Origin of the sequence: Dyella sp. RRB7 (genome assembly GCF_022761115.1) — a bacterium.
GTDB lineage: Bacteria > Pseudomonadota > Gammaproteobacteria > Xanthomonadales > Rhodanobacteraceae > Dyella.
On sequence record NZ_JAKWJS010000002.1, the window covers coordinates 123305 to 138866 of the forward strand.

General features: G+C 64.9%; 6 protein-coding genes. All 6 read left to right on the forward strand.

What is annotated here, in order from left to right:
• Positions 1 to 185 precede the first annotated feature (185 nt).
• The 6 genes from MJ606_RS06895 to pgm all read left to right on the forward strand — a co-directional run bounded on the left by MJ606_RS06895 (position 186) and on the right by pgm (position 15562).
• The gene (locus MJ606_RS06895; protein WP_243048711.1) at positions 186 to 8858 is read left to right on the forward strand and encodes a glucoamylase family protein; all 8673 of its coding nucleotides are present in this window, start codon (positions 186 to 188) and stop codon (positions 8856 to 8858) included.
• Between the two features lie 141 nt (positions 8859 to 8999).
• Positions 9000 to 10388 carry a glucose-6-phosphate dehydrogenase gene (zwf, locus tag MJ606_RS06900; RefSeq protein ID WP_243048712.1) on the forward strand — a complete coding sequence of 463 codons (1389 nt, stop codon included), beginning with the start codon at positions 9000 to 9002 and terminating at the stop codon, positions 10386 to 10388.
• On the forward strand, positions 10385 to 11119 hold the full coding sequence (locus tag MJ606_RS06905; protein ID WP_243048713.1) for an HAD family hydrolase: 735 nt from the start codon (positions 10385 to 10387) through the stop codon (positions 11117 to 11119). Before zwf ends, MJ606_RS06905 begins: the two co-directional genes overlap by 4 nt.
• A 2-nt stretch (positions 11120 to 11121) precedes the next feature.
• Entirely contained in the window at positions 11122 to 12222 is a 1101-nt protein-coding gene (tal, locus tag MJ606_RS06910; protein WP_243048714.1) for a transaldolase, read from the forward strand.
• Positions 12219 to 13907, forward strand: coding sequence for a glucose-6-phosphate isomerase (pgi, locus tag MJ606_RS06915; RefSeq protein WP_243048715.1), 1689 nt, complete (start codon positions 12219 to 12221; stop codon positions 13905 to 13907). The genes tal and pgi overlap by 4 nt, the downstream gene beginning before the upstream one ends.
• A complete protein-coding gene (gene pgm, locus MJ606_RS06920) occupies positions 13904 to 15562 on the forward strand; it encodes a phosphoglucomutase (alpha-D-glucose-1,6-bisphosphate-dependent) (RefSeq protein WP_243048716.1) in 1659 nt (552 codons plus the stop codon). Before pgi ends, pgm begins: the two co-directional genes overlap by 4 nt.

Genomic DNA, 15562 nt, shown 5'->3' on the forward strand with positions numbered 1-15562 from the left:
GGCCCGTGCATGCCGGCCTTCATGGTGCCCGTGGGTAGGGCACGGGGCGGTGCAGCACGTCTTCACATGGTTCTTCCCGCCGACAAGGTAGAAGAGATAACTCAGGGTGACGCCGCCGCGATGGTCTGCGTGCGAGTTTCCATGGGTTTGCCGCTCTGCATGATCGCTTAAGGAAAAGGTGACTTTTGAAGATCAGCAATCCGCTCTCTTCGGTACGGCTTCATCGCCTCAGGGCCACTTTCCGCCGCCAACCGTCGTGGCGGCGACACATCGAACACACCCCGGAGCCGACCCTGCGCTCGGAGTTGTTCAGCGCCGACCAGATGGATCTGTATGGCGCCGCGCTGGCCAGCACGCATCGGTCCAGTGCGAACTCGCGTGACAATTCGCTATTGGCTCGCCTGGCCGACAACGAGGCCGTGCTTGCGCATTCCTGCGACATGCTCACGCGGGCGCATCGCGCGGATCGCCGCATCACCCCCGCCGCCGAATGGCTGCTCGACAACTATTACCTGATCGAAGAGCAGATCCGCACGGCGCAGCGACATCTGCCCAAGAGCTACAGCCGCGAGCTGCCACGCCTGCTCAGCGGGCCATCCGCCCGCCTGCCGCGCGTCTACGATATTGCGCTGGAAACCATTTCCCATGGCGATGGCCGCGTCGACAACGAAAGCCTGAGCCGTTTCGTCGCCTCCTACCAGACCGTCACGCCACTGACGCTCGGTGAGTTGTGGGCCATCCCGATCATGCTGCGGTTGGCCTTGATCGAGAACCTTCGTCGCGTCGCATCCCGCGTGATGGTGGATTGGAACGATCGCAACCTGGCCGACCAGTGGGCCGATCGAATGACGGAGATCGCCGAGCGCGACCCCAAGAGCGTCGTGCTTGCCGTCGCGGACATGGCGCGATCACACCCGCCGATGGCCAGCTCTTTCGTGGCGGAGCTGACGCGGCGGCTGCAAGGGCAGGGGCCCGCGCTGGCGTTGCCCCTGAACTGGATCGAGCAGCACCTGGCCGAATCGGGCTTGAGCATCGAACGCTTGGTGCAGATGGAGGCGCAGCAACAGGCAGCCGACCAGGTTTCCATCGGCAACAGCATCGGCAGCCTGCGCATGCTGTCCGCGTTGGACTGGCAGGAGTTCGTGGAAAGCACCAGTGTCGTCGAGCGCATCTTGCGAGACGATCCGGCGGCCATCTACACAGCGATGGATTTCGCCACGCGCGATCACTATCGCCACGTGGTGGAGTGGCTGGCCCGCCATAGCGCGCTGTCCGAGGCCGAGGTGGCGCAGGCCGCCGTCGAGCTTGCCAGGCAGCACGCGCAAGCTGGCAAAGACACGGATGTCGAGGCCCATGTCGGCTTCTATCTGGTCGACCGCGGATTGCCCGCGCTGGAACAGCACATCGCCGTGCGGCATCCCTTGGCGGAGGTCTGGCAGCAACGCATCAAGCGGTCGCCGCTGACGTTCTATCTCGGTTCGATCGCACTGCTCACGGGGTTGTTCGCCTGGCCACTGTTGTCCAGCCTCGGGGGCAGCGGCATACACGGCCTATGGCGCCTGCTGATCGCCCTGCCCATTGTCGTGGTCACCAGCCAGCTGTCGATCAGCCTGGTGAACTGGCTGGTGTCCATCGTGATGAAGCCGCAGATGTTGCCACGCATGGACTATTCCGAGGGTTTGCCGAGCCAGGTGCGCAGCTTGGTGGTGGTGCCCTCGATGTTCTCCTGCGTTGAGGACGTCAACGAACTCGTCGAGGGCCTGGAGGTTCGCTTTCTGGCCAACCGTGACCGGTATCTTCATTTCGCCTTGCTGACCGATTTCACCGATGCCGACGCGGAAGTACTGGAACAGGACGCCGCCCTGCTCGAGCTTGCGCAACGGCGAATCAGCCAGCTCAATGAAACCTACGCCGACGCGGGTGCCGATCGCTTCTTCCTGTTTCATCGGCCGCGCCGCTGGAATGCCATCGACAAGGTCTGGATGGGGGCCGAGCGCAAGCGCGGAAAGCTGGCCGACCTCAACGCGCTGCTTCGCGACGGCGATGCCAGCCGGTTTTCCTTGATCGTCGGTCACACTGCCGCGCTGAAGGACGTGAAGTATGTGATCACCCTGGACGTCGACACGCAGCTTCCACGCGGCGCGGCGCGCCAGTTCATCGGCGCCATGGCGCATCCGCTCAATCGCCCGGTCTATGATGCCGGCAAGCGACGGATCGTGGCCGGCTACGCCATTCTGCAGCCACGGGTCGGCATCAGCCTGCCCAGCGCCGTGCGTTCCATCTACGCGCGCTTGTTTGGCAGCGACGCGGGTATCGACCCCTATACGCGGGCTGTGTCGGATGTTTATCAGGATCTCTTCGGGGAAGGCTCCTTCATCGGCAAGGGCATCTATGACCTGGATGCCTTCGAGCGCGCGATGGAAGGACGGTTTCCCGACAACAGCATCCTCAGCCATGACCTGATAGAGGGCTGCTATGCGCGGTCGGGCCTGATCTCCGACGTGCAGCTGTACGAGGAATATCCCTCCCGCTACAGCGCGGACGCCAATCGCCGGCATCGCTGGATCCGTGGCGACTGGCAGTTGCTGCCCTGGCTGTTGCCACGCACCCCAATACGAAGCGGGGCGATCGAGCGGAGTTCGTTGTCGGCGCTGTCGCGCTGGAAGCTGTTGGACAACCTGCGTCGCAGCCTGGTCCCGTCCTCGTTGCTTGCGTTGCTGCTGTTGGGCTGGTTCGCCGTGGCGCCGGTAGCCTGGTGGACGCTCGGCGTGCTGGCCGTGCTGTTGTTGCCGCCGCTGCTGACGTCGTTGCTCGGCTTGCTGCAGAAATCGCGCGACCTGCCGCTGGACCAGCACCTGCGCGTCGCATTCCACGCCGCCGGCCAGCATTTCCTGCGCGCCTTGCTCGTGCTGGTGTGGTTGCCGCACGAAGCGCTTTACAGCCTGGACGCAGTGGTGCGAACGCTGTGGCGCGTGGCGATCAGCCGGCGACACCTGTTGCAATGGAACGCATCGAGGGAGATCGAGCGCACCAGCGCGGCGTCGCTGGCGGGGCTCTATCGGTTGATGTGGATCGCGCCGTGTCTCGCGGTGATCGTCATCCTGGCCCTGGCGCTGCGACGGCCGGTGGCGCTGGCCGTGGCGTGGCCGAGCCTGCTGTCGTGGCTGGTGGCGCCGGCTATCGCATGGTGGCTGAGCAAGCCGCCCGCGCGCGTCGCGTTTGCGCCGAGCGCGGGTCAATTGCGCTTCTTGCGGAAACTGGCGCGTAAGACCTGGGCGTTCTTTGAGGCGCATGTCGGGCCGCAGGAAAACTGGCTGCCACCGGACAACATCCAGGAGAAGCCCTCGCTGGTCATCGCGCATCGCACCTCGCCCACCAACATGGGGCTGGCCCTGCTGGCGAATCTGGCGGCATACGATTTCGGTTATCTGACCATGGAGCGGCTGCTGGAGCGCACCCGTCTTACCCTTGAAACCATGCAACGCATGGAGCGACACCGGGGGCATTTCTATAACTGGTACGACACGCTGTCCCTGCGGCCGCTGCCGCCGCACTACATCTCCGCTGTCGACAGCGGCAATCTTGTCGGTCATTTGCTGACGCTTCGTGCCGGCCTGTTGGCGCTGGTGGACGACCCGCCGTTCGATGCACGGCTATTGGATGGCCTGGTCGACACGCTGGAGATCTTGCGCGAAGCGCTCACGGCGCGTGGCATCGACATGGCTCCGCTCGGCGATTTCCAGCATCAGCTCGATGCCGCTCGCACGGCGCCGCCGGTATCGCTTACCGAGGCGGAAGCCTGCATGAGCCGGCTGCTCGCAGAGGGCGAGGCCGTCGCGGCCGTGCTGCAGGTCGATCCCGAGGATGAGGTGGGCTTCTGGCTCTCGGCGATGCTGCTGCAATGCCGCGATGCCAGCGCCTATCTTGGCCGCTTCGTATCCGCATCAGCCGTCGATGAGGGTGCCTGGCAGACCAGCATTCCCTCCTTGCGCCAACTGGCGGCGCTTGATGGAGGACTTCGAACCGGTGTGGCGACGCCGGATTCGGCCAAGGCGCAGCAGGCTGCCGCAGCGTTCATCGAGACGATCGGGCAGTTGGCGCGGCAGCTGGGCGAGCTCGCCGTCATGGAATATGGCTTTCTCTACGATACGCATCGCGATCTGCTCGCCATTGGCTACAACCTGGACGAGCGCCGGCTCGATGCGGGCTTCTACGACCTGCTTGCCTCCGAGGCCAGGCTGACCAGCTTTGTCGCCATCGCGCAGGAACAGCTGCCACAGGAAAGCTGGTTCACGCTGGGCCGGCTGTTGACCACGGCGGGCGGCGAGCCGGTACTGCTGTCGTGGACGGGCTCGATGTTCGAATACCTGATGCCCATGCTGGTGATGCCCAGCTACGAGGGAAGCCTGCTCGACCAGACCTGCCGCGCCGCCGTGGCCCGGCAGATCGAATATGGCAACCAGCGCGGCACGCCCTGGGGCATTTCCGAGTCCGGCTACAACACGGTGGATGCTCATCTGAACTATCAATACCGGGCATTCGGCGTCCCTGGCCTGGGTCTCAAGCGTGGCCTGGGCGAAGAGCTGGTGGTGGCGCCGTATGCCACGGCGCTGGCGCTGATGGTGGCGCCCGAGGCGGCCTGCGCCAACCTGCAGCGGCTTGCCGGCGAAGGGCTGGAGGGGCGCTTCGGGCTGCATGAAGCGATTGATTACACCCCGGCGCGCTTGCCGCGTGGGCAAACGTCGGCGGTGATTTTCTCGTTCATGGCCCATCATCAGGGCATGAGCCTGTTGGCGCTGGATTACGTGCTTCGGCAACAGCCGATGCAGAAGCGTTTTGAAGCCGATCCCAGTCTCCAGGCAACGCTGCTGCTGCTGCAGGAACGCATGCCAAAGACCGCGATGGAATATCTGCATACCGCCGAATTTTCCGCCGCGCAGGGCACGGCGCCGGCCCCGGAAGCCACCTTGCGCGTGTTCACCGACCCGGACCGGATGAGGCCGGCGCTGCAATTGCTCTCCAACGGCCGTTATCACGTCATGGTCAGCAGCGCCGGCGGCGGCTACAGCCGTTGCCGGGACATGGCCGTCACGCGCTGGCAGGAGGACATCAGCCGCGACAACTGGGGCATGTTCTGTTATCTGCGCGACGTGGCCAGCGGCGAATGCTGGTCCGCCGCCTATCAGCCGATGCTGAAGAAGCCGGACCACTACGAGGCGATTTTCTCGGATGCACGCGCCGAATTTCGCGTGCGCCAGCGCGATTTCGATGCGCATACCGAAATCGTGGTGTCGCCCGAGGACGATATCGAGCTTCGCCGCATCCGGCTGACCAACCGTGGGCGGACGCGACGCACCATCGAGATCACCAGTTATGCCGAGGTGGTGCTGGCGCCGGCGATCGCCGATGCGCTGCACCCGGCATTCAGCAACCTGTTCGTGCAGACCGAGCTGGTACGCGCGCTGCAGGCCATCATCTGCACGCGCCGGCCACGCTCCAGCGGCGACCACGTGCCGTGGATGTGCCATCTGATGGCCGTGCATGATGCGGATATCGACGTGATCTCGTATGAGACCGATCGCGCCCGCTTCATCGGCCGTGGGCGCAGCCTGGATGATCCCGCGGCGATGGATTCATTCGCCGATGGCGGTGGCCGCCTGTCGGACAGCGAGGGATCGGTGCTCGACCCGATCATCGCCATTCGCTGCCGGATCACGCTGGAGCCCGAGCAGTCGGCGCTGGTGGACATGGTGACCGGGGTGGGCGACAGCCGGGATGCCTGCCTGCACCTGATCGAGAAGTATCGTGACCGGCATCTGGCCGATCGCGTATTCGACCTGGCCTGGACGCATAGCCAGGTGCTGCTGCGCCAGCTCAATGCCAGCCTGGCCGATGCGCAGCTCTACGAACAGATGGCGGCATCCATCATTTACGCCAGCGCGTCGTTGCGCGCGGAAGCGAGCATCTTGCGGATCAACCGGCGTGGCCAATCCGGCTTGTGGGGGCAGGCCATTTCCGGCGACCTGCCCATCGTGCTGCTGCATGTTTCCAATCTCTCGCATATCGAGCTGGTACGCCAACTGGTGCAGGCGCATGCGTATTGGCGACTCAAGGGCCTGGCCGTGGACCTGGTGATCTGGAATGAGGATCACGCGGGCTACCGGCAGCAACTGCAGGACCAGATCATGGGCCTGATCGCCTCCGGGGTGGAGGCGAGCCTGATCGATCGGCCCGGCGGCATCTTCGTGCGTTCGGCCCAGCAACTGTCCAACGAGGATCGCATCCTGGTGCAGGCCGTCGCGCGCCTGGTGCTGGCCGACAACCGGGGCAGTCTGGCCGAGCAGATCGGGCGCCGCCAGCTGCGGATCAAGCCGGCGCGCCTGCAAATGACCGAGAGCTGGATTCCCGAGTTCAGCGCCACTCGCCCCACGCCCGATAGGGTGCCGGCCGATTTGCAGTTGCGCAGCCCCTACGGCGGATTCAGTGCGGACGGCACCGAATATGTCATCGCACTGGCGGCGGGGCAGACCACGCCGGCCCCGTGGGCCAACGTGCTGGCCAATCCGCAGTTCGGCACCATCGTGTCCGAAAGCGGCGGCGCCTATACCTGGGCGGAAAACGCCCACGAATTCCGCCTGACGCCATGGGGCAATGACCCCGTCACCGACGCCAGCGGCGAGGCCCTCTACCTGCGCGACGAACAGACCGGGCGCTATTGGTCGCCCACGCCGTTGCCGCGACGCGGCGAGGGCGCCTACCTGACCCGGCACGGGTTCGGCTACAGCGTGTTCGAGCACCAGGAAGACGGCATCCACACGGAGCTATGGGTCTATGTGGCGCTGGATCTGCCGGTGAAATTCATGGTGCTGAAGGTGCGCAATGGTTCGGGCCGCATGCGGCGACTGTCCGCCACTGGCTATGTCGAGTGGGTGCTCGGCGACTTGCACTCGCGTACGGCCATGCATGTGGTCACGGAGTCCGACCCGGTGACCGGCGCCCTGTTTGCGCGCAATGCCTACAACACGGAGTTTCCCGAGCGTGTGGCGTTTTTCGATGTCGACAACCCGGCGCGCAGCATCAGCGGCAATCGCAGCGAATTTCTGGGCCGCAACGGCAGTACGCGCGCCCCCGCGGCGATGGGCAACGCCTCCCTGTCGGGGCAGGTGGGGGCAGGGCTGGACCCTTGCGGGGCCATCCAGATTCCCTTTGAGCTGGATGATGGCGACGAGTACGAGGTCATCTTCCGGCTCGGCCTGGCCGGCGACACCAAGGCGGCGATTGCGCTGGTGCAACGCTGCCGCGGACTCGGCAGCGCGGCGGCCGCGCTGGATGCAGTGCGGCTTCATTGGCATTGGACGCTTGGCAAGGTCCAGGTGCAGACGCCGGACCCGGCGGTCAACGTGCTCGTCAACGGTTGGTTGATGTACCAGACCATCGCCTGCCGCTTCCTCGCGCGCAGCGGTTATTACCAATCCGGAGGCGCCATCGGCTTCCGCGACCAGCTGCAGGATTCGATGGCGATGGTGCACGCCGCGCCGTATCGCGCGCGCCAGCATCTGCTGCTCTGTGCCGCCCACCAGTTTCCCGAGGGTGACGTGCAGCACTGGTGGCATCCGCCACTGGACCGGGGCGTACGCACCCGTTGCTCCGACGACTATCTCTGGTTGCCCCTCGCCACCAGCCGCTATGTGGTCACCACCGGGGACAGCGGCGTGCTCGACGAAGTCGCCGGCTATATCGAAGGGCGGCGGGTCAGCCTGGACGAGGAATCCTATTACGACCTGCCGGCGCACTCGGAACTGCGCGAAACGCTCTACCAGCATTGCGTGAGGGCCATCGAGCACGCCGCGCCACGCGGATCGCATGGATTGCCGCTCATCGCCTGCGGCGATTGGAACGACGGCATGAACCGGGTGGGCGAGCATGGCCGGGGCGAGAGCGTCTGGCTCGGTTTCTTCCTCTACGACGTGCTGCTTCAGTTCGCGCCGATCGCGCGCCTGCACAATGACGCGGCATTCGCCGCGCGTTGCGAAGCCGAGGCGGCGACGCTGAAGGAAAGCCTTGAGCAACATGGCTGGGATGGTGCCTGGTATCGGCGCGCTTATTTCGATGATGGCACGCCGCTGGGCTCGGCGGGCAACGACGAGTGCCAGATCGACTCGATCGCGCAGAGCTGGTCGGTCCTGTCCGGCGCGGCCCGTGACGATCGTCGACGTCAGGCGATGGCGTCGCTGGACCAGCGGCTGGTACGTCGCGACATGGGGTTGATCCAGTTGCTGGATCCGCCGTTCGATCGTTCCGCGCTCGATCCCGGTTACATCAAGGGTTATGTGCCGGGCGTGCGCGAGAACGGCGGCCAGTACACCCACGCCGCGATATGGGCCGCCATGGCCTTCGCCAAGCTGGGAGACGGCGAGCGCGCGTGGGAATTGCTGCGCATGATCAATCCGGTCAACCACAGCCGGACCGCCGAGGCGATGGATATCTACAAGGTCGAACCGTACGTCGTCGCGGCCGATGTCTACGCGGCGCCCACGCACGTGGGACGCGGCGGCTGGAGCTGGTACACCGGCTCGGCGGGCTGGATGTACCGGCTGATGGTGGAATCGCTGCTTGGCCTGCGCATGGAAGGCGAGCACCTGTGCATTGCGCCGGTGCTGCCGGCGGATTGGCCATCGTTCAAGCTGGACTATCGCCACGCCGAGACGGACTACCACATCACCGTCACGCGGGCCGACGCGGGTGAGGGCGGCGATCAGGTCAGCCTGGACGGCGAGATCCAGGCCGGCGAATGCATCTTGCTGACCGACGACGGCCGGGACCATTACATCGACGTGCAGTGCCGGGTGTCCACCTAGCTGCGGGCACCGGCAAGCGTCACGCCGTGGCAAGCCCATCCATGCCCGATCTTAACGCGGCATGGGTCATGCTCAGGATCGCCCTGGCCGCCTGGTTATCGCGGCTGCATGTCCCGCCACCCAAGGAACCCGCAATCCGTCATGACGAGTACTTCCTCCGATGCATTCGTGTTCTTTGGTGCGACCGGTGACCTGGCGTACAAGAAGATCTTCCCGGCGCTGCAGGCGATGATTCAAGCGGGTGAGCTGGATATGCCGATCATCGGCGTCGCTTATGCCGGCTGGACGCGGGAGCAATTGCAAGAACGTGCGAAGGCCAGCCTGAAAGAGCATGGCGGGGTCGACGCCGAGGCATTCGCCAAGCTCTCCACCCAGTTGCAGTACATCGACGGCGACTACAACGATGCGTCAACCTACACTCGACTGAAGCAGACACTGGGCGATGCGCAACGGCCACTGCATTACATGGCCATTCCGCCCAGCATGTTCGAGACGGTGGTACAGGGGCTGGCCAAGGCCGGTTGCGCCAGGGACGCGCGCATCGTGGTGGAGAAGCCGTTCGGTCGCGATCTGGCCTCGGCCATCGCCCTGAACCGCACGCTGCATGAGGTGTTCCCCGAATCGTCGATCTTCCGCATCGATCATTACCTCGGCAAGGAAGCCGTGCAGAACCTGCTGTACTTCCGCTTTGCCAACACCTTCCTGGAGCCGATCTGGAATCGCACTTATATCGACAGCGTGCAGATCACCATGGCCGAAAGTTTCGGCGTCGAAGGGCGCGGCAGCTTCTACGAGGAGGCCGGCGCCCTTCGTGACGTGGTGCAAAACCATTTGTTGCAGGTCACCGCGCTGCTGGCGATGGATACGCCGATCGGGCATGACGCTGTCGCCATGCGCGCCGAAAAGCTGCGGGTGTTCCAGGCCATGCGTCCCCTCGACCCCCGGGAGGTGGTGCGCGGCCAGTTCAAGGGCTATCGGGAGGAAAAGGGCGTTGCACCCGACTCCCAGGTCGAAACCTTCGCGGCATTGCGCTTGCATATCGATACCTGGCGCTGGGCCGGCGTGCCGTTCTACATTCGCGCCGGCAAGCGCCTGCCGCTGACGGCCACCGAGGTGATGGTGGACCTGAAGTGCCCGCCGCTGCCCGTATTCGACGAGATCACGCCAGCGCAGTCGAACTACTTTCGCTTTCGCCTCAGTCCCGAGGTGGTGATATCGGCCGGCGCGCGCGTCAAGCAGGCCGGCGAGGCGATGCGTGGCGAAGCGGTGGAGCTGATAGCGCGGCATCAACCACCGCAGGAAGAACAGCCGTACCGGCGACTGCTTGGCGACGCGATCCGTGGCGATGCCTCGCAGTTCACCAGTGACGCCTGTGTCGAAAGGGCCTGGGCCGTGGTCGATCCCGCGCTGGGCGATGCCGAGCCGGTCCACGAGTACGCCCCTGGCAGCTGGGGCCCGGCATTGGCCACGGAGCTGATGGCGGACAGTGAAGGCTGGCACGATCCCAAGCCGGAGGCGACGCCGTCATGACGACGCCCCAGCCACTCGTATTCCTGCTCGATGTCGACAACACCTTGCTCGACAACGACCGCTTTGCCGCCGACCTTACGGCGCAACTCGACCAGGCATTCGGCAAGGACGAGCGTGAACGTTATTGGTCCATCTATGCCGGGCTGCGGGATACGCTTGGCTATGCCGATTACCTGGGTACCCTGCAGCAGTTCCGCCTGGACAACAGCGACGAAGCGGCGTTGCTGCAGCTGTCGTTCTTCCTGCTGGACTATCCCTTCCACGAGCGGCTCTATCCGCATGCGCTGGAGGCGATCCATTACCTGGAAACCATGGGCGCCCCGGTGATTCTTTCCGATGGCGACATCGTGTTCCAGCCGCGCAAGATCCAGCGCGCCGGCCTCTGGCACGCCGTGGACGGCCGCGTGCTGATCTATGTGCACAAGGAACGCACGATCGACGCGGTGCTGCAGCGTCATCCCGCCGCACATTACGTCATGGTCGACGACAAACCGATGTTGCTGGCTGCGGTGAAACGGGCACTCGCCGGCCGGGTCAGTACCGTCTTCGTGCGGCAGGGGCATTACGCCGCCGAAGCGGAGCACGCCGCGATCGATCCCGCACCCGACTACACCATCGACCACATCAGCGACCTGCGGGGATTGTCGCCAGCGGATTTCCCTGCCATCGCCACCCTCCAGGCCGCCCGCGTCAGTCGCGACGGTACCGTCAAAGCCGCACCTCCGGAGTAGCCATGAAACCCACCCGTCGATTACACGATCTCGGCCAGAGCCTGTGGCTGGACAATATCACCCGCGAGATGCTCGATAACGGCACGTTGCGTCGTTATATCGACGATCTCTCGGTCACCGGCCTTACCTCCAATCCGACCATCTTCGACGGGGCCATCGGCGGCGGTCGCGCCTACGACGCCGCCATCCGCGAGAAAGCGAAGGCCGGGAAGTCCGGCGAAAGCCTGTTCATCGAATTGGCGCTCGAAGATCTACGCCGCGCTGCCGATATGTTCCAGCCGGTGTTCGAGGCCAGTCATCACGTCGACGGCTGGGTTTCCATGGAAGTGTCGCCATTGCTCGCCAGCGATGCCGCCGGCACCATCGAGGCCGCACAACAGATTCACGCGCAAGCGGAACGGCCCAATCTGTTCGTGAAGATTCCCGGGCTGCCCGAGGGCCTTCCGGCGATCGAGGCGTCGATCTACGCCGGCATACCGATCAACGTCACGCTGCTGTTTTCCCGCGAGCAGTATCTCGCCGCCGCGGAGGCCTATATGCGTGGCATCGAACGGCGCATCGAGGCGGGGCTGGAGCCTCGAGTCGGCTCGGTGGCCTCGCTGTTCGTGAGCCGATGGGATGTGGCGGCCAACGGCAAGGTGCCACCCGAGCTGCACAATAAACTCGGCATTGCGGTCGCCCGGCGCACTTACCGCGCCTATCGCGAGCTGCTCGCCACGCCACGTTGGCGCAAGCTCAATACTGCGGGCGCCCAGCCCCAGCGACTGCTGTGGGCCAGCACCGGCACCAAGGATCCCCAGGCGTCCGACACGCTGTATATCCAGGCCCTGGCGGCCCCGGACACCATCGACACCATGCCGGAGAAAACCCTGCTGGCGTTTGCCGAGCATGGCGCGCTCGACGGCGTGATGGCCACGGATGGCGGCGATGCCGAGGAGGTGCTGGCACGCTTCGGGCAGGCAGGCGTCGACGTCGATGCGCTGGCCAGCCGGCTGCAGCGCGAAGGCGCGCAATCGTTCGTTACATCCTGGCAACAATTGCTGCAGCGCATTTCGGACAAGGGCGCCGGGCTTCCCCAGGTCTCGCAGAGGGCTTCGTCATGATGCCTTCTCCCACCACCTCACATGCAGCCAGCCTGACCTGGCTGCCGGCCTGGCAGGCGTTGCTGCAGCATGCCAGGCAGATGGACCGCAACCATCTGCGTGAATTGTTTGCATTCGATCCGGGCCGTGGCGAGCGCCTGCATGTCGAGGCGGTGGGCATGTATTTCGACTACTCCAAGCAGCGGGTCGTCGACGAAACGATGCGCCTGCTGCGCGAGCTGGCCGACGCCTGCAGCCTGAAGCAGCGCATGGAGGCGATGTTTCGTGGCGACAAGATCAATGCCACCGAAGGGCGCGCCGTCCTGCATATTGCCTTGCGCGCGCCGGCCGGGGCACGCATCGACGTCGATGGCGAGAATGTCGTGCCGAAGGTGCATGAGGTACTCGACCGCATGGCCGACCTGGCCGGGCGCGTGCGCGATGGCCGCTGGACGGGCTACACCGGCAAGCCCATTCGCCACGTCATCAGCATCGGCATCGGCGGCTCCGACCTTGGACCGGTCATGGCGTATGAGGCGCTGCGCCACTACAGCCAGCGCGACATCAGCTTCGGTTTCGTCTCCAACGTGGACGGCACGGATTTTGTCGAGGCGACGCGCGGCCTGGATGCGGCCGAGACGCTTTTCATCATCTGCTCCAAGACGTTTACCACACAGGAAACGTTGACCAATGCGCACGCGGCCCGCGACTGGTGCCTGCGTGGGCTGGGCGGCGCCGAGGCCGAAAAGGGCGGGGCCATCGCCAGGCACTTCGTGGCGGTATCCACGAATGCCGAGGGCGTGGCCAGGTTCGGTATCGACACCGAGCATATGTACGGCTTCTGGGATTGGGTCGGTGGCCGCTACTCGATGGATTCCGCGATTGGGCTGTCGACCATGCTGGCCATCGGCGCGGAGCATTTCCGCGAGATGCTGGCCGGCTTCCACGCCATGGACGAGCATTTCCGCCACACGCCGCTGGAAAGCAACCTGCCGGTGCTGATGGGCTTGCTCGGCATCTGGAACAACAACTTCCTGGGCGCATCAACGGTGGCGGTGCTGCCCTACGAGCAATACCTGAAACGGTTTCCCGCCTACCTGCAACAGCTGACCATGGAGAGCAACGGCAAGCACGTGACGCTGGAAGGCGCTACGGTGGACTATGAAACCGGCCCGGTCTACTGGGGCGAGCCGGGCACCAATGGGCAGCATTCGTTCTATCAGCTGATCCACCAGGGCACCCGCCTGATTCCATGTGACTTCATCGGCTTCTGCCAGCCGCTGAACCCGCTGCCGGATGGACACGGCGGCGACCAGCATGACCTGCTCATCGCCAACCTGATCGCGCAGAGCGAGGCGCTGGCGTTCGGCAAGACGGCCGACGAAGTGAGAGCCGAAGGCACCGCCACCGAGCTGGTGCCGCAGCGTACCTTCGAGGGCAATCGACCCAGCACGACGATTCTTGCCGAACGGCTTGACCCATATACGCTGGGCACGCTGGTGGCGTTGTACGAGCACAGCGTGTTCGTGCAGGGCGTGATCTGGAATATCGACTCGTTCGATCAGTGGGGCGTGGAGCTGGGCAAGGCACTGGCCAAGCGCGTCGAGGCTGAGATCGCCGGCAAGGACGCTACCGGGCTCAACCACGACAGTTCCACCAACGCGCTGATTCGCCGGTACCGCCGGTTGCGGGAGGCGCGGCCATGAGTACCACCATCAGCCCGCTCGCAGGAAAGCCGGCGCCGGCATCCTTGCTGGTCGACGTGTCCAAGCTGCTGGCGGCGTATGCCGACCTTCGTCCCGATCCGTCGCTGCCGGCCCAACAGGTGGCCTTCGGCACCTCCGGCCACCGCGGCAGTTCGTTCGAGCGAAGCTTCAACGAATGGCATGTGCTGGCGATCAGCCAGGCGATCTGCGAGTACCGCAAGGGCAAGCAGATCAATGGCCCGCTGTATATCGGCTTCGATACCCACGCGCTGTCACAGCCGGCGTTCGAGAGCGCGCTGGAAGTACTGGCGGCGAACGGCGTCGAAACGATGATCGCCCGCGGCGGAGAGTTCACCCCGACACCGGCAGTCTCCCACGCCATCCTGGGCCACAACCACCGGCGAAACTCGGGCCTGGCCGATGGCATTGTCGTCACGCCGTCGCACAACCCACCCGACAACGGCGGCTTCAAGTACAACCCGCCCAACGGCGGACCGGCCGACGTGAACATTACCGACTGGATCCAGGATCGCGCGAACGCCTTGATGCGCGGTGGCCTGAAGGAGGTGCGGCGGGTGCCGTTCACCCAGGCACGCCACGCTTCGACCACGCATGAATTCGATTTCCTCGATACCTATGTCGGCGATCTCGGCAGCATGATCGACTTCGATGCGATTCGCGGCGCCGGCATCCACATGGGCGTGGATCCGCTTGGCGGTGCCGGCGTGCACTACTGGGCGCCGATCGCGGAGCGTTACCGGATCGACCTCACCGTCGTCAGCGAGGAGGTCGACCCGCAGTTCGGCTTCATGAGCGTGGACTGGGACGGCAAGATTCGCATGGACCCCTCGTCGTCCTACGCCATGCAGCGCTTGATCGGGCTGAAGTCCCAGTACGACGTGGCGTTTGCCTGCGATACCGATCATGACCGCCATGGCATCGTGACGCGCAGCAGCGGCCTGATGGTGCCGAACCATTATCTTTCGGTGCTGATCGACTATCTGTTTCACCACCGCCCGCAGTGGAACGCCAAGGCGGCGGTCGGCAAGACCCTGGTGAGCACGGCCTTGATCGATCGCGTCGCCAGGCGGCTGGGCCGCCGGCTCTACGAGGTACCGGTCGGCTTCAAGTGGTTTGTGGATGGGCTGCTGGATGGATCGCTGGGTTTTGGCGGCGAGGAAAGCGCCGGCGCCTCGTGCCTGCGCCGCAACGGCGAGGTGTGGACCACGGACAAGGACGGCATCGTGCCGGCGCTGTTGTCGGCGGAAATCACCGCTCGCCACGAGGGCGATCCCGGTGAGCGATACCGGGCATTGGTCCAGGCTCTGGGCGAGCCGGTGGCGGACCGCGTCGAAGCGCCGGCGACGGCCGAGCAGAAAGCACGGCTGTCCAGACTCTCGCCGAAGCAGGTGCAAAGCACCGCGCTGGCCGGCGAGAAGATCGAAAGCGTGATCGATCGCGCGCCGGGCAACAACGCGCCCATCGGCGGCATCAAGGTCTCCACCGCCAATGGCTGGTTCGCCGCCCGGCCGTCGGGCACCGAAGACATCTACAAGATCTACGCCGAGAGCTTCAGGGATGGCGCGCATTTGCAATCGATCCTGCAGGAAGCCCAGCAGATCGTCGACGCCGCACTCAAAGGCAGTGCGGCCTGA

Bases quoted from the DNA above. Each gene is read 5' to 3' on its own strand.
- zwf (WP_243048712.1), top strand. From the start codon at position 9,000: ATGACGAGTACTTCCTCCGATGCATTCGTGTTCTTTGGTGCGACCGGT.
- pgi (WP_243048715.1), top strand. From the start codon at position 12,219: ATGATGCCTTCTCCCACCACCTCACATGCAGCCAGCCTGACCTGGCTG.
- tal (WP_243048714.1), top strand. From the start codon at position 11,122: ATGAAACCCACCCGTCGATTACACGATCTCGGCCAGAGCCTGTGGCTG.
- pgm (WP_243048716.1), top strand. From the start codon at position 13,904: ATGAGTACCACCATCAGCCCGCTCGCAGGAAAGCCGGCGCCGGCATCC.
- MJ606_RS06905 (WP_243048713.1), top strand. From the start codon at position 10,385: ATGACGACGCCCCAGCCACTCGTATTCCTGCTCGATGTCGACAACACC.